The organism is Neptuniibacter sp. QD48_11, assembly GCF_047778095.1.
Taxonomy (GTDB): domain Bacteria; phylum Pseudomonadota; class Gammaproteobacteria; order Pseudomonadales; family Balneatricaceae; genus Neptuniibacter.
This window is the reverse complement of sequence record NZ_CP180551.1, coordinates 866312-890140: the sequence shown is the minus strand read 5'-3', so window position 1 is coordinate 890140 and position 23829 is coordinate 866312. Positions and strand designations below refer to the sequence as shown.

General features: G+C 44.7%; 22 protein-coding genes. 6 read left to right on the top strand and 16 right to left on the bottom strand.

The annotated features are described in order from the left end of the window. Positions 1-45: 45 nt before the first annotated feature. Both ACMXYU_RS03945 and ACMXYU_RS03940 read right to left on the bottom strand, forming a co-directional pair. Positions 46-1278: a DEAD/DEAH box helicase gene (locus ACMXYU_RS03945; RefSeq protein WP_415900300.1), complete on the bottom strand. Its 1233-nt coding sequence runs from the start codon at positions 1276-1278 to the stop codon at positions 46-48. Between the two features lie 162 nt (positions 1279-1440). Further along, positions 1441-2466: an NADH:flavin oxidoreductase gene (locus ACMXYU_RS03940; RefSeq protein WP_415900299.1), complete on the bottom strand. Its 1026-nt coding sequence runs from the start codon at positions 2464-2466 to the stop codon at positions 1441-1443. 183 nt (positions 2467-2649) lie between these two features. Here ACMXYU_RS03940 and ACMXYU_RS03935 point away from each other — a divergent pair, with 183 nt between their 5' ends. Continuing rightward, positions 2650-3570: a LysR substrate-binding domain-containing protein gene (locus tag ACMXYU_RS03935; RefSeq protein ID WP_415900298.1), complete on the top strand. Its 921-nt coding sequence runs from the start codon at positions 2650-2652 to the stop codon at positions 3568-3570. A 32-nt stretch (positions 3571-3602) separates the two neighbouring features. On the opposite strand, the gene rlmB is transcribed toward ACMXYU_RS03935, so the two are convergent. The 7 genes from rlmB to cysM all read right to left on the bottom strand — a co-directional run bounded on the left by rlmB (position 3603) and on the right by cysM (position 13603). Further along, positions 3603-4346 carry a 23S rRNA (guanosine(2251)-2'-O)-methyltransferase RlmB gene (rlmB, locus tag ACMXYU_RS03930; protein WP_415900297.1) on the bottom strand — a complete coding sequence of 248 codons (744 nt, stop codon included), beginning with the start codon at positions 4344-4346 and terminating at the stop codon, positions 3603-3605. Continuing rightward, a complete protein-coding gene (gene hemH / locus ACMXYU_RS03925; protein WP_415900296.1) occupies positions 4347-5357 on the bottom strand; it encodes a ferrochelatase in 1011 nt (336 codons plus the stop codon). Positions 5358-5493: 136 nt separating this feature from the next. Further along, the gene (gene adk / locus ACMXYU_RS03920) at positions 5494-6153 is read right to left on the bottom strand and encodes an adenylate kinase (RefSeq protein ID WP_415900295.1); all 660 of its coding nucleotides are present in this window, start codon (positions 6151-6153) and stop codon (positions 5494-5496) included. Positions 6154-6533: 380 nt separating this feature from the next. Continuing rightward, positions 6534-9143: a phosphoenolpyruvate carboxylase gene (gene ppc / locus ACMXYU_RS03915; protein WP_415894987.1), complete on the bottom strand. Its 2610-nt coding sequence runs from the start codon at positions 9141-9143 to the stop codon at positions 6534-6536. Positions 9144-9346: 203 nt separating this feature from the next. Further along, positions 9347-10165 carry a nucleoside triphosphate pyrophosphohydrolase gene (gene mazG, locus ACMXYU_RS03910; RefSeq protein ID WP_415897655.1) on the bottom strand — a complete coding sequence of 273 codons (819 nt, stop codon included), beginning with the start codon at positions 10163-10165 and terminating at the stop codon, positions 9347-9349. Between the two features lie 25 nt (positions 10166-10190). Then, a complete protein-coding gene (gene relA / locus ACMXYU_RS03905) occupies positions 10191-12452 on the bottom strand; it encodes a GTP diphosphokinase (RefSeq protein WP_415900293.1) in 2262 nt (753 codons plus the stop codon). 254 nt (positions 12453-12706) lie between these two features. Next, positions 12707-13603, bottom strand: a complete 897-nt coding sequence (gene cysM / locus ACMXYU_RS03900) for a cysteine synthase CysM (RefSeq protein WP_415900292.1) — start codon at positions 13601-13603, stop codon at positions 12707-12709. 213 nt (positions 13604-13816) lie between these two features. Here cysM and ACMXYU_RS03895 point away from each other — a divergent pair, with 213 nt between their 5' ends. Beyond that, complete coding sequence (locus tag ACMXYU_RS03895) at positions 13817-14416, top strand: LysE family translocator (protein ID WP_415900291.1); 600 nt, start codon at positions 13817-13819, stop codon at positions 14414-14416. A gap of 15 nt (positions 14417-14431) precedes the next feature. Next, a complete protein-coding gene (locus ACMXYU_RS03890) occupies positions 14432-15280 on the top strand; it encodes an AraC family transcriptional regulator (RefSeq protein ID WP_415900290.1) in 849 nt (282 codons plus the stop codon). A 36-nt stretch (positions 15281-15316) separates the two neighbouring features. Here the strand turns inward: ACMXYU_RS03890 and ACMXYU_RS03885 are convergent, their stop codons facing one another. The 6 genes from ACMXYU_RS03885 to nrdA all read right to left on the bottom strand — a co-directional run bounded on the left by ACMXYU_RS03885 (position 15317) and on the right by nrdA (position 21122). Then, on the bottom strand, positions 15317-15652 hold the full coding sequence (locus ACMXYU_RS03885; RefSeq protein ID WP_415900289.1) for a hypothetical protein: 336 nt from the start codon (positions 15650-15652) through the stop codon (positions 15317-15319). Between the two features lie 215 nt (positions 15653-15867). Beyond that, positions 15868-16407: a hypothetical protein gene (locus tag ACMXYU_RS03880; RefSeq protein ID WP_415900287.1), complete on the bottom strand. Its 540-nt coding sequence runs from the start codon at positions 16405-16407 to the stop codon at positions 15868-15870. A gap of 96 nt (positions 16408-16503) precedes the next feature. Then, entirely contained in the window at positions 16504-16842 is a 339-nt protein-coding gene (locus ACMXYU_RS03875; RefSeq protein WP_415900286.1) for a hypothetical protein, read from the bottom strand. 505 nt (positions 16843-17347) lie between these two features. After that, entirely contained in the window at positions 17348-17614 is a 267-nt protein-coding gene (yfaE, locus tag ACMXYU_RS03870) for a class I ribonucleotide reductase maintenance protein YfaE (RefSeq protein WP_415900285.1), read from the bottom strand. Between the two features lie 11 nt (positions 17615-17625). Then, positions 17626-18756, bottom strand: a complete 1131-nt coding sequence (gene nrdB, locus ACMXYU_RS03865) for a class Ia ribonucleoside-diphosphate reductase subunit beta (RefSeq protein ID WP_415883700.1) — start codon at positions 18754-18756, stop codon at positions 17626-17628. 101 nt (positions 18757-18857) lie between these two features. Beyond that, on the bottom strand, positions 18858-21122 hold the full coding sequence (gene nrdA / locus ACMXYU_RS03860; protein ID WP_415900284.1) for a class 1a ribonucleoside-diphosphate reductase subunit alpha: 2265 nt from the start codon (positions 21120-21122) through the stop codon (positions 18858-18860). A 480-nt stretch (positions 21123-21602) separates the two neighbouring features. Between nrdA and ACMXYU_RS03855 the strand changes: the two genes are divergently transcribed. Next, positions 21603-21809, top strand: coding sequence for a DUF2788 domain-containing protein (locus ACMXYU_RS03855; protein ID WP_415883698.1), 207 nt, complete (start codon positions 21603-21605; stop codon positions 21807-21809). Positions 21810-21821: 12 nt separating this feature from the next. On the opposite strand, the gene ACMXYU_RS03850 is transcribed toward ACMXYU_RS03855, so the two are convergent. Continuing rightward, a complete protein-coding gene (locus ACMXYU_RS03850) occupies positions 21822-22346 on the bottom strand; it encodes a HugZ family protein (protein ID WP_415900283.1) in 525 nt (174 codons plus the stop codon). A gap of 139 nt (positions 22347-22485) precedes the next feature. Here ACMXYU_RS03850 and ACMXYU_RS03845 point away from each other — a divergent pair, with 139 nt between their 5' ends. Both ACMXYU_RS03845 and kdsA read left to right on the top strand, forming a co-directional pair. Beyond that, positions 22486-22896: a hypothetical protein gene (locus ACMXYU_RS03845; RefSeq protein ID WP_415900282.1), complete on the top strand. Its 411-nt coding sequence runs from the start codon at positions 22486-22488 to the stop codon at positions 22894-22896. 62 nt (positions 22897-22958) lie between these two features. Next, the gene (kdsA, locus tag ACMXYU_RS03840) at positions 22959-23807 is read left to right on the top strand and encodes a 3-deoxy-8-phosphooctulonate synthase (RefSeq protein WP_415900281.1); all 849 of its coding nucleotides are present in this window, start codon (positions 22959-22961) and stop codon (positions 23805-23807) included. The last annotated feature ends 22 nt before the right edge of the window (positions 23808-23829 follow it).

The following is a 23829-nucleotide window of genomic DNA, read 5'->3' as shown; positions in this document are numbered from 1 at the left end:
ACTTACCAAAAGTACCCTTTCTTATGTCTATTTTATCCGCCAAGATTACTTCTTCGGTTTTTTCGGCGCTTTCTTCTTGCTACTAGCCGGTTTTTTCTTCTTTTTCGTGCCTGCCGCTTTACCAGACGCTTTTACTTTTTTCGGGCCTTTGTAGCTACCTACTAAGCTTTCGATCAATTTACGTCTAAAGCGGGTCTTCAGGTAACGTTCTATTGAAGACATTAGGTTCCACTCGTGCGGATCGATCAATGAGATCGCCTGACCTTCTTGACCAGCACGACCGGTACGGCCAACACGATGAAGGTAAAGATCGCCTTTACGCGGCATCTCCATGTTGATCACTAACTCAACCCCTTCCACATCCAAACCACGGGATGCGAGGTCAGTGGTTACCAAAACCTTTGTTGTGCCTTTACGAAAGCCTTCAATCGTCGCAAAACGACCTTTCTGCTGGACATCACCATGCAATAGAGCTGCTTTGAATTTGTGGTAACGCAAAAACCCATCTAAACGGCGCGCTTCTGTTTTACTGTTACAGAACACAATCGCCTTGTCGTACGATTCGTTTTCCAGCAACCAGCACAGCTGTTTATCTTTATGAGACTGATCATCAGACAGCAAAATGCTCTGCTTGATCCCCTCTTCAACTTCACGCTTTTGACCAACACGAATCCACTCAGGATCGACCAATAGCTTTTGAGCCAACGTACGGACTTGCGTTGGTAAAGTCGCAGAGATCAACAATGTCTGACGTGCTTCCGGGCAAAGGGTTAGGATCTGATCCAAACGTTCTTTAAAACCGGTTTCTAGCATACGATCCGCTTCATCCAGAATCAGTAGATCTAGGCTATCCAACTCAATAGAACGGTTTTCCAAATGCGGTACTAAACGCCCCGGTGTCGCAATCACCAAATCAGCACGCGCCAAGCGTTTTTCCTGCTGTTTAAAATCTTCACCGCCCACCAGCGAAACAGCATCTAGTTCTAGACCAGCAGCCAATTTATTAAACTGTTGTAACACCTGTTCAGCGAGCTCACGTACTGGTACAAGTACAATGGCTTTCGGCTGACGTGTTGGCGATTTACCTGCCGACAGTTCCTGCACTAAAGGAATCAGATAAGCTCCGGTTTTACCGCTACCCGTTGGCGAACTTGCCAACAGATCCATCCCTTCCAACAATAAAGGCACCGCCTTTTGCTGAACCTCAGTCGGCTCACTGAAGCCAAGCGCTTTAAGGTTCTCTTCTAACTGTGGATGTAGTGCGATATCAGAAAACATAGTGATTCCATAAACAAAGAAAGCGATGAACATTCATCGCTTTCAAAGATAACGTATAAAGATCAGGTTCGCTGCTTTCACAGTGAACTAGCAGATGTGGCTATGATACAGGATTTCCTAATAAGGTAGGATTAAATTTACTTTGGCTCCAAATAATCCCTTTTACATATTTTTACGATAACGCTTTGAATTTTCTAAATCTGCAATCGGAGCAAGCATCGCAAAATCAAACATATGGGTATCTTCAGAACGCTTTACCAAATTAGGCCAATCCTGATTAGCGAGAGCAGCTTTACCTATAGAAACAAAATCAGCATTTCCATTTCCTATTACGTGAATCGCTAACTGTGGTTCAACTACTCCGCCATTGGCAATAATCGGCAACCCGCTTATTCGCTTTGCCAAAGAGGCGAGAGAAGCACTTCCCTCAAACGCAGGCTCACTAAGTACCGGCTCAGTTGTATGTATATAATCGACTCCGCATTCTCTCATGAGCTTAAAGGTCGTTTCTGCTGCAGATTCACCTTCAGGCCACTCATAGTCTAGATCGTTGACTTTTTTCTGAGAAAGACGCACTCCGACAATAAAGTCTTTACCTACCGCCTGTCTCACAGACTCAATAACTTCTTTAAAAATTCGCAACCGGTTAACTAGAACACCACCGTACTCATCTGTTCGAAGGTTGGTGTATTGCGTCAAAAACTGATCCAACAGATAACCATTAGCACCATGTATTTCTACACCATTAAATCCCGCCTGTTTAGCTAATAAGGATGAAGATACGAAACCTTCTACAACCTCTTTGATATCTGAAGCTGCAAGAGACTTAGGTAATCGATAAGGGCCGTCTCCATAATAAAATGGCATCTGCTCACCTAAAGGCTGTACCTCAGAAGGAGCCATTGCCGTATTTGCAAACGGGTTGTATTGAGATAATGCTCCTGCATGCATCAATTGAGCTATGATAATAGCCCCCTTCTGCTGTAAGCTTTCAACGATTGGCCGCCAACTGTTCGCCTGCTTCACTGAACTAATTCCTGGCTGCTTTCGATAGCCTTGGCTAAATAATTTATCCGTATATAACCCTTCAGTAATGATTAGCCCAAACCCACCATCGGCATATCCCTCATAATACTCCTTCATGAGCGGCCCAACCGTCCCATCTTCATTTGCGCTCACCCTTGTCATAGGCGCCACCACAAGCCTATTAGAGGTTTCCAACTTACCCAGCTTAGAAGGCTTGAAGAGCATTTCTTTTGTCATCATCATTTCTCTATTCAAATATTAATGAATTTGCCTTTAGATTTTGACTTTCAACAAAAACATTGCAAACATCAAAAAAAATAAAACATTATTAACCTTTTGTTGAATATGAGTAACATTAATCAGCTAGAAAGCTTAAAAGTACTTAAAGCCGTGGTTGAAAACGGTAGTTTTACCGCAGCCTCAAAGAAGCTAAACCTTTCTACTGCGAGGGTTTCCAAAGCAATTGAACGACTAGAAAGTGAATTAGGAACAGTTTTATTCCATCGTAGTACCCGGCATATGCAAATTACCGACGATGGTGAGCGTTGCTACGCACGAGCAATAAACCTGATTAATCAATGGCAAGATTTAAAAGAAGAACTGATTGAGTCTCAACATTCACCTAAAGGTAATTTAAGGATCGGCGTTCCGATGACTTGGGGACTATCTGAACTAGCTCCCATCCTTGATGAGTTCATATTGAAATATCCAGACATCCGCCTTGATGTGCAGTTAAACGATCAACACGTTAACGTACTAGAAGAGGATCTTGATCTGGTTCTTCGATTGACCCATCAACTTATCGATAGTTCTTTAATTTGTAGAAAGCTCAGCGAATACCGACTCATCCCTTGCGCCTCTCCAGCTTACATAGAAGAATATGGAGAACCGCAACATCCTTTAGAGCTTAAAGAACACGCCTGCCTAATGTATAACCTTGCAGGGAATGCTCGTAAATGGCGATTTTTTAAAAGGCAGAAGCCAATTGATGTCTACCTAGAACCATTGTTACTTTCTAATAATAGTAAGCTGTTTCATTCAGCTCTGTTGGCAGGTAGAGGTATTGCCCTGATTCCTGAATTTGTTGTATCAGACGATCTAAACAGCCAACGTTTAGTCCCTATATTAAAAGACTTTGATACTACAACGTTGAATTTATACTCTCTTAGACCTGGAAGTCGTATCCCATCTTCTAGATTACAAGTTTTTCACGACTTCCTGTGTGAGCATCTAAAGAAAGTTGAAACAATAAAAAAGCAGCCCTAAAGCTGCTTTTTAAGATCTGTAATCGATCAGTTTCAATCAACACTTCGCTGCCTAACTGCTTCAAACAAACAAATACCTGTAGCAACGGAAACGTTAAGGCTACTCACTTCGCCCGCCATAGGAATTTTAACTAGCTGATCACAATGCTCACGTGTTAGGCGACGCATACCTTGACCTTCTGCGCCCATAATCAACGCCATAGGGCCGGTTAGGTTAGCTTGGTAAACATTTAAGTCGGTTTCACCAGCAGTGCCTGTGGTCCAGATACCGCGTTCTTGCAGACTTTTTAGGGTACGGGCAAGGTTGGTTACCAGAATGTACGGTACCGCTTCAGCTGCGCCACAAGCGACCTTAGCTGCGGTTGCGTTTAGTGGTGCAGATTTATCTTTAGGGGCGATAACTGCCTGTACACCGGCTGCATCAGCAGTACGCAGACAAGCACCTAGGTTATGGGGATCTGTTACACCATCGAGTACCAATAGGAACGGTGGTACATCAAGGTTGTCCAGAAGTTGATCTAGGAACTTTTCGTTGTGGGTTTGGATCGGTTTACACAGTGCGACAACACCTTGGTGGGAACCACCATCGGCTAGCTCTTCCAGATCGCGTTTGGTTACCTGTTCACATTGGATCTTCAGACCCATCGCCGTTTCATACAAACGCTGCATACGGTCATCATGACGACCTTTAGCGATCAGGATTTTCTGGATACGTTGTGCATCACGCTTAAGTGCAGTGTTTACGGCGTGAATGCCGAAAAGATATTCGTATTTCATTTAGCGAACTCCAACCCAATCGCCTGCTTGCTCACGTACCAGTGTAGCTAATAGCTCGATAAAGCTGTCTTGGGCATTCAGCGCTGGAATATACTCATAAGACTCACCACCGGCTTCCATAAACACCTCTTGGTTTTCGATAGCGATCTCTTCTAGCGTTTCCAAACAATCAGCTGAAAACGCAGGACAAGCGATCTGCAGAGACTTAACACCTTTCTCTGGCAAAGATTCCAATGTCTTATCAGTGTAAGGCTGCATCCACTCCTTAGGCCCAAAGCGGGATTGGAAGGTCGTCATCCACTCGGTATCAGCAAGACCTAGTTTAGCCGCCAACAGCTCAGAGGTTTCATGACATTGTTTTGGATAAGGGTCACCCTTATCAAAATACTCTTTCGGAATGCCATGGTATGAAAGGATCAATTTATCCGGTGTACCGTGTTCTGTACGGAAATTTTGTACCTGATCGGCCAAGGCAGCAATATACTCTGGATGGCTGTAATAGGAGTTCACGATACGAATATCCAGAACTTCACGCTGTTTAAGCTGGAACTTTGCTACCTGATCATAGATAGGTGCCGTCGTGGTTGCTGAATATTGCGGATACATAGGTACCAATAGAATTTTGTGGTAACCACTCTCTTGTAACTTTTGCAAACGAGGCGTCAGACCCGGCTTGCCGTAAGTCATCGCCGAGAATACATCGGGTGCATGTTCACCATGCTTTTTCTGAAGCAAAAGATGAAGACCAGCCACCTGTTTGTCCAGGATCTTACGCATTGGAGAATCGTCTTCCCAAATGCTGGCATATGCTTTAGCCACTTTACCCGGACGAACATTAAGAATGATGCCGTTCAATACAGATAACCAGAATAAGCGTTTAACACACTTACCCTCGACTACGCGCTGGTCAGATAAAAACTCTTTTAGGTAACGACGAACAGCGCCTTTTTCAGCTTTGTCAGGCGTACCTAAGTTCACTAATACAACGGCGGTTTTATCTGTTTGGCTCATTCAGCATCTTTCCTTTTAAGTAAGAGGGAGATTATCTCGAAAGTACAGCTAAAAGCCTATAGTAAGGGGAAATTATAGGCATAAAAAAACCGTACCCGGTGGGTACGGTTTTTTAAATCTTTTAGATCAATGCTAATTAAGCATTTTCCAAACCAGCGAATACGCCGTCACGGATATCATCTACAGAACCCACACCAGCTACGTAAACGTAAGAAGGTGCAGCAGCTGCGTCTTCTTCAGCCCAGCCTTTGTAGTAAGTGATCAGTGGAGCAGTCTGGTCATGGTAAACTTTCAGACGGTCACGTACAGTGTCTTCTGCATCGTCAGCACGCTGAACTAGGTCTTCGCCTGTTACGTCGTCTTTGCCTTCAACCTTAGGTGGATTGAATACAACGTGGTAAGTACGGCCAGAACCTGGGTGTACACGGCGACCCGCCATACGCTTAACGATCTCTTCGTCAGCAACATCAATTTCAACTACAGCATCGATGTTAACGCCAGCATCTTTTAGAGCATCAGCTTGTGGGATAGTACGTGGGAAACCGTCGAATAGGAAACCGTTTGCACAATCAGATTCAGCGATACGCTCTTTAACTAGACCGATGATGATGTCATCAGAAACAAGCTGGCCTGCGTCCATAACTTCTTTGGCTTTCACGCCCAGAGGGGTACCCGCTTTTACCGCAGCACGTAGCATGTCGCCAGTAGAGATCTGAGGAATGCCATACTTCTCAGTGATGTATTGTGCCTGAGTACCTTTACCTGCGCCTGGTGCGCCCAGAAGGATAATACGCATACAGGAAACTCCTAACTAGTAAGTTTAAAATTTTAAAGTTGTCGCCATCCGATCTATGTTGATCGAATAAGCAGAAATCTGTCATAAAAAAATGCTAATGCCGGACGATACCATGACCTTAAAAGCGAACAATTCGACATTAGGACTACCAATACAGGACTTATGGAACCAAGGTATAAGTCCGTTAGTTTGATAGGTAGTCATCGTCAAAGCGGCCCCATCTCCAGCAAACTTACTGGAAGTTCGGGAGTTTCAACAGCGGCTTTGAATTAAAAATCTGTATAAGAGACTACGTTATCAAGTCACTGCAGCACAAGCAATTATTGCTGCACCGCAGTAACTTAGATCATAAAAACAGCGAAAATCGCTTAAAAATCAGCTTATCCAGTATTTCGCATACCAGCGGAAATGCCCGCCATAGTTACCATTAGCGCTTGCTCTAAGCGTTCATTTGGCTGGTTACGATCTCGATGAAGCAACTCTGCCTGCAAGAAATGCAGCGGATCAATATACGGGTTTCGCACATCGATCGACTGGCGAATCACAGGGCTGGCATCCAATAAGCCATCTTGCTCTTTAATCTGATTGATCAGACCAACAATATCACCAAGACGCTGGCGTAAACTTGAGCCCAATACACCTAGCTCTTCAGAAACCAGCTGCTCATCATAGTAAGCTGAGATGTTACGATCACTCTTCGCCAATACCATCTCTAGCATGTCGATGGTCGATCTAAAGAATGGCCATTTCTGGTACATCTCTTTTACCAGCGACTGACTGCTCTCATTCAGCGCTTCTTGCAACGCTTTATCACTACCCAACCATGCTGGCAGCATTAAGCGAATCTGCGTCCACGCGAAGATCCATGGAATTGCACGTAGACTCTCTACCCCACCATCCTGTCGGCGTTTGGCTGGGCGCGATCCCAAAGGCAGTTTCGCTAGTTCTTGTTCAGGCGTAGCTGCACGGAAATACGGCACAAACATCGAGTTTTCCCGAACAATGGCACGGTACTCGGTTAAGCCGCGTTTAGCCATGGCTTCCATCTGCTCACGCCACGCTTGCTCTGGCCCAGGAGCCGGACTAAGCGTTGCTTCCAATACGGCGCCTGTGCACAACTCTAAGTTACGAATCGCCAAATCAGGCATACCGTACTTAAAGCGGATCATCTCACCCTGTTCGGTTAAGCGCAGACTATGATCTACCGAGCCCGGAGGCTGTGCCAAAATCGCTGTGTGGCTTGGCCCCCCGCCACGACCCACTGTACCACCACGACCGTGGAACAAGGTTAAGTGAACACCATGATCTTTACATAGCTGAGTTAGCCCTTCCTGCGCCTTAAACTGGCCCCAAGCCGCAGCCAATTGGCCTGCATCTTTGGAGGAATCGGAATAACCGATCATCACCTCTTGATGACCTTGAGTGTAGGCTTTGTACCAATCAACGCTTAACAAGGCATCGATACAATCACGAGCATTTTCAAGGTCATTCAGGGTTTCAAACAGCGGTGCAACTCGCATGTTATGGCTGATGCCCATCTCACGTAGAAGCAAGATAACGGCTAGTACATCGGAAGGATGGCTGGCCATAGAGATTACATAAGAGCCTAATGCGCTCTTATCGGCTGTCGCGACTACCTGACAAGTATCTAGAACTTCCTGCACCTCATCTGATGGCACCCACTCATTTGGGAACAACGGACGCTTGCTTTGTAGCTCTTTCAACAAGAAGCTTTGACGCCCCTCTTCTGTCCAGCCACTGTATGAACCTAGGCCATAAAACTGTGATAGTTCTTCAAATACTTGTGCATGACGATCAGAGCTTTGACGAATATCCAACTTCACTAAAGTTAGGCCGAAGCAAGCGATACGACGGATAATATCTTCCAGCGCATTCTCTGCAATAATGCCCATACCGCACTCTTGCAAAGAGCGATAGCACAGCATCAACGGTTCTAGTAGCTCTTCCTCGTGGACATAAACGTCGTAATCGCCATCAACGTCGCCTTTCAGCTGACGCGCAACCCAGTTCTTTGTGCCCTGCAAACGGCTACGTACTTCACCCAGTAACTTACGATAAGGTTCAGCACAGTCACCAACGCGGGCCATCAGTTCTTTGCTAGCCTGATACATTGATAGTTCGGCACGCAAAGCATCGACATCTTTCAGATAAAGATCAGCCGCCATCCAACGAGAAAGCAGTAGCACCTCTTCGGTAACTTTGGCCGTTACGTTCGGGTTACCGTCACGGTCTCCACCCATCCAAGAGGCGAAACGAATTGGCGAGCTATCGAGCGGCAAACGCTCACCCAGTGTCTCATTTAACTGCGCATCTACACGGCGCAAGAATTTAGGCACCGCAGTCCAAAGGGAGTTTTCAATTACCGCAAAGCCCCATTTCGCCTCATCCACTGGTGTTGGGCGTTGCTTACGAATTTCATCGGTATGCCAAATCTGTCGGATCAATTCATCCAAACGAACTTGAGCTTCCTCATCACCTCGGTCTAAGCGACGTAGGCAGTCAGCAATATCATCGTATTTTTGGATTAAGGTACGGCGGTTAACTTCTGTAGGATGCGCCGTAAGCACAAGATCGATCTGGGTATCACACAAAGAATCCGCAATCTGTTTAGGCGTAAAACCTTTCTGACGCAGTTGGGCAAACAGAGTACAGAGAGAATCGGGAGTACAAACATCGGTGACTTCAAGGTAACGACGTACCCTGTGGTGCTCTTCGGCAATATTGGCGAGGTTTAAAAACTGAGTAAACGCACGGGCAACCGGTAATACTTCATCTTCGCCCAGTTCACGTAGCGCTTTGAGTAGCTCTTCGTGTTCCGGGTTTTCTTCCGTACGTCCCTCTTTCGCTAACTGGCGTACCACTTCAATCTTATCAAACAGTTCATCACCAAGGTGTGCTTTTATGGTTTCACCAAGGCTAGAACCAAGCATTCGAACATCATCGCGTAAAGCTTCGTGCAGATTGGTCATATATCCCTCCTGACGCAAAAATTCGCATACCGATGGAGTCGGTTTTCTTCGATGCTAACCCATTAAAAAGAAGAAAAACACTGTAGATTCAGTTAATTATTTAAGGAATAGCGCGCTAAAACAGGGCTATCAGAGAGGTATGTAAGGAGGTGTAAAGTGCTTAAACTGCATGCTAAAAGCCTGCTACGAAGCTTTAAAAGCAGTTACAGACCTTTAGCTTTAGCTTGATCCCAAAAAGCATCTAATTCGTCTAAAGAGAAACCATCCCAGTCACGATCAGATGCGAGTACTTGGTCTTCAACGTAACTAAAACGACGCTCGAATTTTTGGTTGGTTCCACGCACAGCATGTTCAGGGTTTACACCTAGGTGACGGGCAAGATTGACCTGAGCAAATAGCATATCGCCCATCTCATCAGCGACCGCAGCTTTATCACCGGACTTAATGGCTTCACGAAGCTCTGCTAGCTCCTCTTCCATCTTATCCAATACAGCTTCAGTTTCGTTCCAATCGAAACCCACTTGTGCAGCACGCTTTTGCAATTTCGCAGCACGAGACAGTGCAGGCAAAGCACGCGGTACATCGTCTAAGACTCGACTGATACCTTTAGCTTCTTTAGCATCTCGCTCTTGCTGTTTGATCGCTTCCCAATTGCGCTTAATCTCCTCTTCCGATATCGGATTATCTGCACAATTGGAGTGCAAGGTACCATCTGGAAAAACATGAGGATGGCGACGAACTAACTTCTCGATCAGGTTGTTTACGACTGTGGAAAAGTCGAATCGCTGATCTTCAGAACCCAGCTGGGTATAAAAGATCACTTGGAACAGTAGATCACCTAACTCGTCGTTTAGATGTTCCCAGTCTTCACGTTCAATGGCATCTGCAACCTCATAGGCCTCTTCCAAGGTATGCGGCACAATAGTGGCGTAGGTCTGCTTAAGATCCCAAGGGCAACCGGTTTCAGGGTCACGCAAACGTGACATCAGATAGATAAGATCATCAATTGTGTACTGAGCCATAACGCAAAAAACCTTTAATAGCTTATTAGCTAGTACCACCGCGTTGACGGTGAACTTCCATAACGTTTGGCACCTGATTGATCTTGTCCATAATACGACCCAAAAGATCCAGACTGGAGATCTCGGTAGTCAGAGTTAGACGTGCAATATTGTCGCGTTTATCTGACAGAGTATTCGCAGCAATAATGTTTAGATCTTCTTCCGCCATCAACAACATAACATCACGCAGAAGACCAGAACGGTCGAACGCTTCGATATAAATGTCCACAGGGTAAGTTGTTTGGCCTGTTTCGCCCCAATCAACTTCGATCACCCTTTCAGGCTCACGTTCCTGCAACTGAATCATGTTGATACAGTCTTCGCGGTGAACAGAAACACCACGGCCTTGAGTGATATAACCGGCAATAGGATCGCCCAATACTGGCTTACAGCAGCTCGCCATCGTAGTCAGCAGGTTACCCACACCACGAATTCGGATTCCTTCTGGCTGACCAGAATCACCTGCACTTTGTGCAGGTAGCGCCAGATCAAGCTGCTCTTCCTCTTCACGCAGTACCTGCTTCTGAGCGGCATTAATGATCTGCGACAGACGTAGATCACCCGCACCTAAAGCGGCATACATATCTTCAGTATTCTTGTAATTAACCTGTTCAACGATCTGATTAATATCTAGCTCGTCCAGATCAATTGCCAAACGCTTAAACTCTTTCGCAACGATTGAGCGGCCGGCATCGGCATTCTGCTCTTTCGCCTGGAACTTGAACCAGTGTGCAACTTTGGCACGCGCGCGTGGCGTAGTTACAAAGCCAAGGTTGATGTTTAACCAGTCACGACGAGGACGTTCTTCGTTACCCGTCATGATCTCGACCTGATCTCCGGTCTGCAGACGACGGTTTAGTGGAACGATACGCCCATTAATTTTGGCACCACGGCAACGGTGGCCAATTTCGGTGTGAACGCGGTAGGCAAAATCAACCGGCGTCGCACCTTTAGGCATGTCGATAACATGGCCATCAGGGGTAAAGATGTATAGGCGATCTTGAACAACATCACCACGCAGCATGTCACCAAACTCTTCGCTTTCGCCCAAGTCATCGTGCCATTCAAGTACCTGACGCAACCATGCAATCTTGTCTTCATAGGCATCACTGCTTTGCTTAGTGTCTGTGCCTTTATATAGGTGATGGGCACATACACCTAGCTCCGCCTCTTCGTGCATATCGAAGGTACGGATCTGAATCTCTAGAACCTTACCTTCTGGGCCAAATACAGCGGTATGCAGGGAGCGATAGCCATTCGGTTTTGGTGACGCGATGTAGTCATCAAATTCATGCGGAATATTGCGCCATAAACTGTGCACAATACCCAGTACCGCATAGCAATCTCGGCTTTGCGGCACCAAAATACGTACAGCACGAACATCGTAAACTTGGCTAAACTCGATATTCTTACGCTGCATTTTGCGCCAAATACTGTAGATGTGCTTAGCACGACCGCTAACCTCACCATCAATATTGACGTTTTCTAGCTCGCTTTCTAAACGTAGAACTACCTTATCGATATAGTCCTGACGGTTTAAGCGCTTCTCATCCAGAAGCTTGGCAATGTGTTTATAGTCATTAGGCTTTAGATAGCGGAAGGAAAGGTCTTCCAATTCCCATTTGATATGACCGATACCAAGACGGTGAGCAAGCGGCGCGTATATATCAAATACTTCACGCGCCACAAGATAACGCTTGCGGCGACTGCCGTCTTTTACACCTCGAATAGCGCAAGTACGCTCAGCAATTTTGATCAGCGCCACACGCACATCATCAATCATCGCCACCAGCATCTTACGGACATTGTCCATCTGAGTAGTTTCACTACCCAATACGCTTTCATCGATTCGAGGGTTTTTGCGGCTACCGATTGCAGCCATTTGGAGAACGCCCATGATCAATTGGGCGATGCCTTTATCAAACTGTTTACGAACACGTTCGATAGGCAGTTTACGTTCACGCACTGCGCGATAAAGAATAGCGGCAACTAGGGAATCTTGATCCTGATGCAGATCCGCTAAGATCTGCGCCATTTCTAGGCCTGTACGGTAGCTATTATGGCTATTTTCAGCCCAAACATCTTCTGATACTTCGCTTTTATCCTGCGCTTGCTTTGCCATTTCACAAGCACGACGAATAACATCGATATCTTCAATGTCTGTAAGATCTTGAAGATGCTCCAACCAAACATCTAGATCTACAGATCCATCGTCTAGAATTGGCTGGTCTTGACGTACCTTAACCATGTTCTACTACTGCTCCCAGAAATTAACCCTACCGTTTACCGGCTTTTATTATTATTTTTATCTGCACTAAATATATGGGCTAGAAGTGATTAATCAACTTCTGCTCCCAACTCATGCGGCGCATATTCTATTCCTTCAGAAGCCAAAGCGCGAATTTCTTATGCATTAAGACCAACTAATATTTTATGCCAAGCACAAAAAAAGCCCCATTGGGGCTTTTCTATATTGTTAATCCACGCCTTTAAGACCTTGAATTAACCGTTAAACACACCAGTTGAAAGGTAACGATCACCACGGTCACAGATAATACACACAATCACCGCGTTCTCGACTTGCTCAGCTAAACGCAAAGCACCAGCGACAGCCCCGCCAGAAGATACACCACAGAAAATGCCTTCTTTCTGCGCCAATTCACGCATAGTGTCTTCCGCTTCTTGCTGACCAATATCCAAAACTTTATCTACACGGCTTTCATCAAAGATCTTTGGTAGATATTCCTGCGGCCAACGGCGAATACCAGGAATCTGTGCACCTTCACTTGGTTGCAAACCGACAATCTGAACATCAGCGCTTTGCTCTTTAAGGAAACGAGAGGTTCCCATAATGGTACCTGTAGTCCCCATAGAGCTGACAAAGTGAGTCACTTTACCTTGAGTCTGTTCCCAGATCTCTGGGCCTGTTCCACGATAGTGTGCCTCTGGGTTATCAAAGTTAGAAAACTGATCAAGTACGATACCTTCACCACGCTCTTGCATCGCCTGGGCTAGATCACGCGCACCTTCCATACCCTCTTCTTTGGTTACAGGGATTAACTCTGCGCCATAAGCCGTCATAGAGGCTTTACGCTCTTCACTGCTGTTATCAGGCATGATCAGCTTCATCTTATAACCTTTGATTGCAGCCGCCATAGCTAAGGCAATACCTGTGTTACCTGATGTTGCTTCGATCAGAGTATCACCCGGCTTAATCTGGCCGCGATCTTCAGCACGCTGAATCATACTAAGCGCAGGACGATCCTTAACTGAGCCTGCAGGGTTATTACCTTCCAGTTTACATAGAATCACATTGCCGTTGCCCTGACCTATACGCTGTAGACGCACAAGTGGGGTCTTACCGACATAGTCTTCAATTGTTGGAAACTGCACGCTCATAGAATTTTTTCACCGTTATAAGAAACAAATAATAAGTTATAAAAAAGCTGTTTTTTATAGCCTATATAAAGGACACAAAAGTTTACCGAGGGTTCCCTAAAAGCACAAGAAATCTACTCTTCACAAACAAGCGTAGCCCAGCGCAATTTCGTTCAATAAATTGGTTTTAAGCACTGCCATAGTAAGCCAATATTTTACGTTAGAAGGTTTCCTATGTTTGCACTCACCCTATCTATGGCTGTCTTTGCCCTTGTCGGTGCGATTACCCCCGGCCCAGTTAATATTATTGCGACCAGTTCTGCTGCGGTTTATGGTTTTTTACGCACCCTGCCCCATGTGCTTGGGGCGACTATCTCTTACACATTGATTGTTTTGCTTGCAGGTGCAGGTACGCATCAGCTATTTCAAAACAATCCACAGCTATTAGTTATCCTTAAATATCTGGGCAGCGCCTTTCTTATCTATATGGCGTACAAAATTGCCACAGCAGCCAGTGAGTCCAATGAGCAAGAACAAAGCTCAACACCACCTACTTTTATGCAAGGCGCACTCAGCCAAGGGCTCAACCCTAAAGCCTGGTTAGTCTCTATCTCAGGTGTGAGTGTATTTGTACTAAACCAGTCCGAGCCTCAACTATATTTAGGTGTGTTTGGCGTAATCTCTTTTGCTGCGTGCCTGATTGGAGTTGGAACTTGGGCTATCGCTGGGCATCTGATTAAGGATTATCTAGCGCAACCCAAACAGCAAAAGCTATTTAACCGCATTATGGGCATAATGCTATTTCTAACGATTGCACCAATCTGGATAAATTAGCGCCTGAGTTAGCCGATGAAAAAGACCAGCAAACCCAACACTCAAAAGCCAGCCGAGTTTTTTGCTCGCTGTGCTTCGCTGCCTTTTATTGAAATGCGCTCAGCCCATCGCTCGGCAGCTTGCTACCAAACTCACTCCCATGATGAGTTTTCTTTCGGCGTGATTGATAACGGTAGCGCTAAATACCACAACCTGAAACAAGCTAATAAGATCCATCAAGGCACCACGGTAACGATTAATCCTGGCGATGCTCACTCCTGCAACCCTGATGCCAGAGAATGGTCTTATCGAATGCTGTTTATCGATACCGATTGGATTGGCGAGTTACAGAGCGAGCTATTCAACAGCAACAATCAGGATTACCTCGCGTTTAACCAAGTTCAGCAAAGTAACCCTAGCTTATTTGCGCAGTTTGATAGCCTGTTTAAGCAGCTCAGAGAGAACGACAATAAACTCGCTGCTGAAACTCTATTGATTGAATATCTGAAAGTGCTTTTCGGTAAAGACCTTAACACCCAAAGTGATCATAAGGCGCTGGATAACTTCCACATCCACAGAGTAAAAGAGCTAATCATGGATCAGCTCGATTCGCCTTGGTCTCTCGATGATTTTTGCGCCGAAACAGGCTTAAGCCGCTACCACCTGATCCGCAGCTTTAAACAGCAATACGGCCAAGCCCCGCATGCATACCAACTTAACCAACGAATCAACCGAGCTAAGCAATTACTGCAACAAGGGAACGGTTTAGCGGAAACAGCACTGGAATTAGGCTTTGCCGATCAAAGCCATTTTCAGAGGCACTTTAAGAAACGCGTGGCGGTAACGCCGAAGAGTTATCAATCATTTTTTGTGGGAAATGAATAACTAAGCCTGTTCCCTCACCATCGAGCATAGCCCTTATTAAAGCTGCTCAAATTTCCCAAAAAATAACGCACACCACAAAACAATGCATATCAATGGGATAAAAAATAACGGCTGAAACAAAAAGCCAAAGGGAAAGATCAAACCTCCACCAACTATCAGCACCCAGTTAGCTTTCGCCATCAGCTTATTAAACACTAGCTTGTAAACCGCTTTGTGAGAAAGCCCCATTACAGCTAAGAATAACCCTGCTAATCCACCTACCAGCTCTAATGATAAGAAAAAGCCAATAGAAATCATGATCCCGGTAGCCCCGCCCGCGGCTAATGACATATCGTGTATATGTTCGTATGGATTATCATCAAGTTTTGGCATAGCTGGAACTCTAGAAAGACGGTGCAATATACTTCGCTATTGCATTCAAATATTAAAAACGCTCTGTCACTTGAGCGATCATAGACAGAGAACACCACTAGCAAAGTACAAACTTGTCATGTTTATTCCATGTGACGGCTCAACCAAAATAATCAGATTTGTTCTGGATGAAAATCAACTAAAACGTTTGCTCAGCTCTCAAATATTTAAAATATTCATTCAGTGAACTGATCCTGCTTACCCCAAGCTTGCATAATCAAAGTTTGCCACGCTCTATACAAATTTAGATTTTCATCTGCAATTTCCATATAGGCGAGATCGTTATAGAAAACTGATAGAAACAAGCCTTCCTTCATCTCAAACAACTTATATTTATCAGCACCATTTTCTCTAACATTTTGAGAAATATAGTCCGAGCGGTTACAAAGCGTACAATCCTTAACTAACCCAGAGTAAAGGTGACCGAACGGAATCTTTTTACCTTTGCACCCTAAATACTCATCTTCAAAACTAGCTATTGAGCTAAGACTAGTATCAACCGTTATCGGATCCACAATCAAAGAAACCTTGTATCGATTTGGCAGAGGTAGATTAACTAAACGGTATTTGATCAAGAAAATACTTGAATCATAATTCCCTTGGGAGAGATATTGCTCTAAGTTCGCATTCTCCTTTGAAAAAAGCTGCTGGCGATCACAATCAGCAAATACAGAAACACTTAGTAAAAGTAGGAAGACAGTAAGCACATTAAACAAGACGCTCTCCTTGTATATCGCAAACGCTAGCTGGTTTCAGAGTAAAAATTCCATTAACAATCTCACAAAACTAACCCTATCTTAAGAATAAGAACTTTACCCACCCGTAAGATGTTTATTAATTACAGGGATAGCAACAAGAAACACACTAAATACCCACTGCAAGAAGAACACTTTTTTAGTTTCATCTAACAATTCAACTAGCTCATCTGAAAGCCCTTTCTCCTTATAACGCCCCCATAACGCTAGGGTCACCAAATGAATATCAGCAATGTTCCCTTTATAATCTCGAAATGGAATTACCATACATTTTTCTAATAGTTCGATTTGATCACTGTTACGTGCTGAGTTCATACACTCAGCGACTTTTCTGTAGTAGATAACAACCAAATAAATCACAGAAATTAATACAGATATAAATACTATGAAAAACACACTATCTCCCTTATTAGACTAACTCTCCGTGAAATAGCCTGCATACCAATAACTGAATAGCACACACTTCACCATCGAATCCTATTATCTCCACCAACAGAAAGAGTCAGCCAACATAACAAGATTACTTGTGGAAGAACACCAACCGAGTTATCCCACCTCTTGTCCACAAACGACAATTTTTACCAAATGAAAAACATCCCCACCTTCTGTGGATAACTCAGTGAATAGTTTTTGGGTAGATCGCTGAAAGGCACTAATTACGTTGAATTCAGCAAATAGTTTAAAATTTAACCCAATAAAAATTAATCTTTTAATTTCAATTAGTTATATAAATCAATAAGATTTTTTAAACTTTTAAAAATTAATTAATGCAATATTGACAAGGAAAATTTTTAGCTGTGCACAAGAATAATGCACAGCGGCGAAATCCACAGATATCACCGCACTTTTTTGTAGCTGTGCATTATTTTTTAGTGCAAAGAAAGGATTAGGAAGTGCCCACTTACTCGTCAGGCATCTCTACTTCGATGTGTGTTTTGGGGATACAGCAACAGGTAAGCACTTCGTCATCCTGCAGGTCCAATAAGCTCTCTTGAACATATTGAACTTCACCTTCGATCAGGCGAACTTTACAACAGCCACAGTACCCACCGCGGCAGTTGTATGGCGCTGGAATCTCTTGTGCTTCCAGCGCGTCGAGTAGGGTCGGTTCGTACTGATAGTAGAACGTATGGTGATGGTTAACTTTGATGCGTGATGGGCCAGACATAAGCTTGCCTCTTATAGATCAAAGCCGTCGAAATCACCTTCATCCACCTCGTTGTCGATCTGACCTACAAGGTAAGAGCTGATCTCCGCTTCCTGCGGTGCCACTTGAACGTTGTCACTGATCAACCACGCGTTCATCCACGGTAGTGGGTTTTGACGTGATGGGAAGATCTCTTCCAAGTTCAACGCTTTCATACGTACGTTAGTGATGTACTCAACGTAGTCAGATAGGATCTGAGCGTTAAGACCGATCATCGAACCTTCACGGAACAGGTACTCAGCCCAATCTTTCTCTTGTTGAGCTGCTTCTTTAAAGATGGCGTAAACCTCTGGTTCACACTCTTTAGCAATCTCTTTAAAGACTGGATCATCAGCGCCAGATGCCATGATGTTTAGCATGTGCTGCGTGCCCGTTAGGTGCAGCGCTTCATCACGGGCGATCAGTTTAATGATCTTAGCGTTACCTTCCATGATCGCACGCTCTGCAAAGGCAAAAGAACATGCAAAACTTACGTAGAAACGGATCGCTTCTAGTACGTTGATAGATACTAGCGTTAGGTAAAGTTTCTTCTTAAGGTTACGCATAGACGTGTCGTAAACCTTGCCATCAACCGTATGTAGACCTTCACCGTGAATGCTGTAAACACTGGATAGGTTGATGAACTCATCGTACAAACGTGTCACAGAATCCGCACGGCGAATGATCTCTGGGTTTGTCACGATCTGATCGAATACTTCAGACGGTTCAGTGATGATATTACGAATAATATGCGTGTAAGAGCGGCTGTGAATCGTTTCACTAAACGCCCAAGTCTCGAACCATGTTTCCAACTCAGGTATAGAAACGACTGGTAGAAAGGCAACGTTAGGTGAACGTCCTTGAACAGAATCAAGTAGCGTCTGGTACTTCAAATTGCTCAAGAAAATATGCTTTTCGTGCTCCGGCATATTCATAAAATCTTTACGGTCAGTCGATAGATCGACCTCTTCTGGACGCCAGAAGAACGACAGCTGCTTTTCAATCAGCTTTTCAAAGATTGGATATTTTTGTCTGTCGTAACGAGCAACGTTTACGCTTTTACCGAAAAACATCGGCTCTTTAGTTGCATCGTGAGTACTGTGACTGAACGTAGTGTACGCCATCGGAGTGTTCGTTCCTGAAACCTGGATAAATCTAGTTATATTGCCTGCCACATTGTGACAGGCGCTCTACTCTGAGTGGTCAGTGGATAGCGGCAAACCTATTACAGTTTGCACGCACCACCTTCACAACCCCCGTCATCTGCTTGGTCAGAAGCACCATCACGAGTGTTATGGTAATAAAGGGTTTTGACACCGTATTTGTAAGCCGTAAGCAGATCTTGAAGAAGCTGCTTCATTGGTACTTTGTCGTTCGGGAACAACGAAGGATCGTAGTTAGTATTTGCAGAGATCGACTGATCCACAAACTTCTGCATGATACCAACAAGCTGTAGGTAACCAGTGTTATTTGGAATATCCCAAAGCAGCTCATACTGGTCGCGTAACTCGGTGTAACCCGGAACAACCTGCTTCATGATGCCATCTTTACTCGCCTTAACCGATACGTAACCACGTGGTGGCTCAATACCGTTAGTCGAGTTAGTGATCTGTGAAGATGTTTCACATGGCATTAGCGCTGTTAGGGTACTGTTGCGTAGACCAAACTCTTTGATATCTTCGCGTAGTGTTTCCCAGAAGTAGTGCAGTGGCTCTTCACAGAACTCATCTACTTCGCGCTTATAGGTGTCGATTGGTAGCAAGCCTTTCGAGTAAACAGTCTCGTCAAACTTAGGACAAGCACCGCGCTCTTTTGCTAGCTCATTAGAGGCTTTCAGTAGGTAGTACTGAACCGCTTCAAATGTTTTGTGTACTAGGCCGTTTGCGGAACCATCGGAGTACTTAACGCCGTTCTTCGCTAGGTAGTATGCGAAGTTAGTCACACCAACACCTAGAGGACGACGGTTCATTGTCGATGTATGCGCTGCTGGGATTGGGTAATCCTGATAATCCAATAGGTTATCCAACGCACGAACGATCAGATCAGCCAGGTTATCTAGCTCATCTAGGTTCTCTAGGGCACCTAGGTTAAACGCAGACAGCGTACAAAGTGCGATCTCACCTTCTGGATCATTCACATGCTGCAACGGTTTAGTTGGCAGTGCGATTTCCAAGCAAAGGTTAGACTGCTTAACAGGTGCAACAGCCGGATCAAATGGGCTGTGCGTATTACAGTGGTCAACGTTTTGAATGTAGATACGACCTGTCTGAGCACGCTCTGCAGCAAGAATACCGAACAGTTCAACCGCTTTGATTTTCTCTTTACGGATGTTTGGATCATTCTCGTATTGAACGTATAGACGCTCAAACTCATCTTGATCAGCAAAGAAGGCTTCGTATAGACCCGGCACTTCGTGCGGGCTGAACAATGTAATTTCGCCACCTTTGATCAAGCGAGTGTACATTAGCTTGTTGATCTGTACGCCGTAATCAAGGTGACGGACACGGTTCTCTTCAACACCACGGTTGTTTTTAAGAACCAATAGAGATTCAACTTCTAAGTGCCAAATTGGGTAGAACAGCGTTGCTGCACCACCACGCACACCACCCTGAGAGCACGATTTCACTGCTGTCTGGAAGTGCTTATAGAATGGGATACAACCTGTGTGGTACGCCTCACCGTTACGGATTGGGCTACCTAGTGCACGAATACCACCAGCGTTGATACCGATACCTGCACGTTGAGATACGTATTTAACAATCGATGCAGATGTAGCATTGATAGAGTCTAGGCTGTCACCTGTTTCAATCAGTACGCATGAGCTGAACTGACGCGTAGGTGTACGCACACCTGCCATGATTGGCGTAGGCAGAGATAGCTTAAATAGAGAAGTCGCATCGTAGAAACGCTTAACGTAATCCAAACGCGTTTCTTTCGGATAATCCGCGAACAGGCAAGCTGCCACTAGCATGTAAAGAATCTGTGGGCTTTCGTAAACTTCACCAGTCACACGGTTCTGGACAAGGTACTTACCCTCCAGCTGTTTAACCGCAGAGTAAGAGAAGTTCATATCACGTTTGTGATCTAAGTAGTCGTTAAGAACGCCCCACTCTTCTTCTGTGTAGTCTGCGATTAGGTGTTTGTCATAACGACCCGCTTCTACCTGTGTTGCAACATGTTGGTACAGGTGTGGTGGCTCGAACTGACCAAAAGCACGCTTGCGTAAATGGAAGATAGCCAAGCGAGCAGATAGGTATTGGTAATCCGGTGCATCTTCCGAAATAAGATCGGCAGCGGACTTGATTAGAGTCTCGTGAATATCGAAGGTTTTCATACCTTCGAAGAACTGTAAGTGAGCTTTAAGCTCAACTTCTGACGGTGATACTGCTTCTAATCCTTCAGCGGCCCAGATAACTACTTTATGGATCTTTTCTAGATCTAGCTTTTCTTGCCGACCATCCCTTTTGGTAACCATCAGATCTTGCTGCATGCGACCTTCCAAATAACACTCAGATATATTTGTAATTATGATCCTGCTTTTAACCCTGAACTTGCCGTTAAAATCTGGCAAAAGCATGAAAAATAACGCGATCATGCGGGCAGCAGGTTTTAGACTCTACTCTTTCAAGAGGCACAACATGTGGTGCTTCAAGTCATTCAAGACACTAAATATAGTGATATGAGAGTTGAATGCAACTCTTGATTTTGGATTTTTTAGAGTGTAGGCGAACGCTCTAATACAGCGAAATCATTGATATGACGGGGCTTTCAGGGGAGCTAAGATTTTTTACCTCAATCCAACTTTTTTTTATTTTTTTGACCCATGGCAAATCGTCAAATTCCGTGCCAAATTTTGGTGCATATTTAAAGTTTCATGTACGCTTTTGGCCGACAATATCCGAGTACCGCTCTAGGACAAAATCCTGTATAATTTGCACCCAATTTTAAGCTTAAAGCAGAGGTAGCCTAAATGCGTTTAGCAGAAATGGAAGCAATTGCTCTGAACATTGGTCTTGCAGTATTTGCTGGTTTTATATTCTTTATCATTTACGATCTAGCAAAAAAATCCAACGCCGGTAAATTCGGTACTGCCATTTTATTTTTTGCCCTAGGCTTAGGCTTGGCTGCCTTCCTGGTAAAAACTGTCGTTGTAGAGATGATGGGCGGAGCCGCATAAGCATCCTCATATCTAGTTAGGTTTCGATTCTTTTAACGTTTTCTCGCTAATATGTTCAAGCGATCCGGAGCTCGGATCTACAACATAAGCTTTACCGAAACCTACGACATAACGCCCCTGCTGTGGTTTTAATCTGAACAGATGAAAATCTGGCAGGGAACGTAACATCCCCACAACGTTCCCAAACTTCTCTTCTAAATCATCCAGCATGCTCTGATAGGCATCCTCTTGATTATCAACCCGCTCAGATAAACAGCTAAAGATTAGACGCTCACGCGCAAAGAGATTCTGCGACTGTTCCTCATCGGTAATAAACATAACGGAACATTCATTGTTCGCTAATAAACTCTGGGTATGCGCTGCTAACTCACTAATAAAAATATAAAAGCTCCCCTGCTTATCCTTCACATAGGGCGCATAGCTAATTTCAGGGAATCCTTCGGCACTCAGAGTCGACAGCAACAAGGTTTTCTTACTTTCCTGTAATTGTTTGCAGGCTTCATCTGGTGTTGCTTGGCCTTCTTTATGCTCTGACATAAGGTTCCCCCGTATTCACTCCAAAGTCTTACAGTTTCTAACCATTTATTTCTTCAGACTGGAAAACACCAGCCGATAAATAAAATACAACAGTTATGCGAATCATAGCTATACTGGCAGTACTGGTAAGGTGATTATCATGGGCGATTCAAAAGTGCTTATACGTCATCCCGATGAGTTCCCAATCGAACTCAAGCTCCAAGAGACCCATTCGGTTTCTACACCCCCCTCTTCACTCCAACTTATCTGTCACTCACCTACACCATTCCATTTGGGTGAGAATATTCAAATCAAAATTCCTAGCATTGCTGAAAATCTAGAGGTTTATGGCGTTATCCAAAGCTGTGACGACACCCCTCAGGGTTATGAACTAGGAATAACCTTTAACAACTCTGACGCGCTTATACGCATTCGTATGTTAGAGCAGCTTTGTTATATACAACGCTACAGGAGTCATGTACTGAATGAAGAGGGCCGCGAGCTCTCAGATCAAGATGCTGCGCTTGAGTGGATTGGAAAATACGCACACCTTTTTCCAACAACAAATTAAAAGCCTCTCTGTTAAGAAGCCGTTATAATGCATCTTTCTGACTTTTATGGATGACTACAAAGATGCAACAGAAGAGCGTACAAGTCGCAGATTTTGAAATTGCCAACGACAAACCGATGGTGCTATTTGGCGGCATGAACGTACTGGAATCCCGTGACTTAGCCATGGAGATTGCCGAACACTATGTCACTGTTACTGAAAAGCTAGGCATCCCTTACGTATTTAAAGCATCGTTCGATAAAGCAAACCGCTCTTCCCTAACCTCTTTCCGTGGTCCCGGTTTAGATGAGGGTCTTAAGATCCTTCAAGAGATCAAAGACACATTCAAAGTGCCTTTGATTACTGATGTGCACGAGCCATTCCAAGCAGCACCTGCTGCCGAAGTCTGCGATATCATCCAGCTTCCAGCCTTTCTGTCACGCCAGACAGATCTGGTACAAGCGATGGCTAAAACCGATGCTGTTATCAACATTAAGAAAGCACAGTTCCTAGCGCCACAAGAGATGAAACATATCCTGCACAAATGTGAAGAAGCAGGTAACGACCGTCTGATCTTATGTGAACGTGGTTCTTGTTATGGCTACAACAACTTAATCGTTGATATGCTGGGCTTCTCTATCATGAAAGAGTTTGGCTACCCAGTTATGTTTGATGCGACACATGCTCTACAGATGCCAGGCGGCCGCGCCGACTCTGCCGGTGGTCGTCGCGCACTTGCAGCGCAACTTTCTCGCGCGGGCCTATCTCAGGGCATTGCCGGTCTATTCCTAGAAGCTCACCCAGATCCAGAAAAAGCGAAATGTGATGGCCCTTGTGCGCTACCACTAAGCACCCTTGAAGCATATCTAACTCAGATGAAAGCCGTAGATGATTTAGTTAAAAACTTCCCTCCTCTAGATACTTCTATCTGAGCATAAATTGCCAAAACCAAGG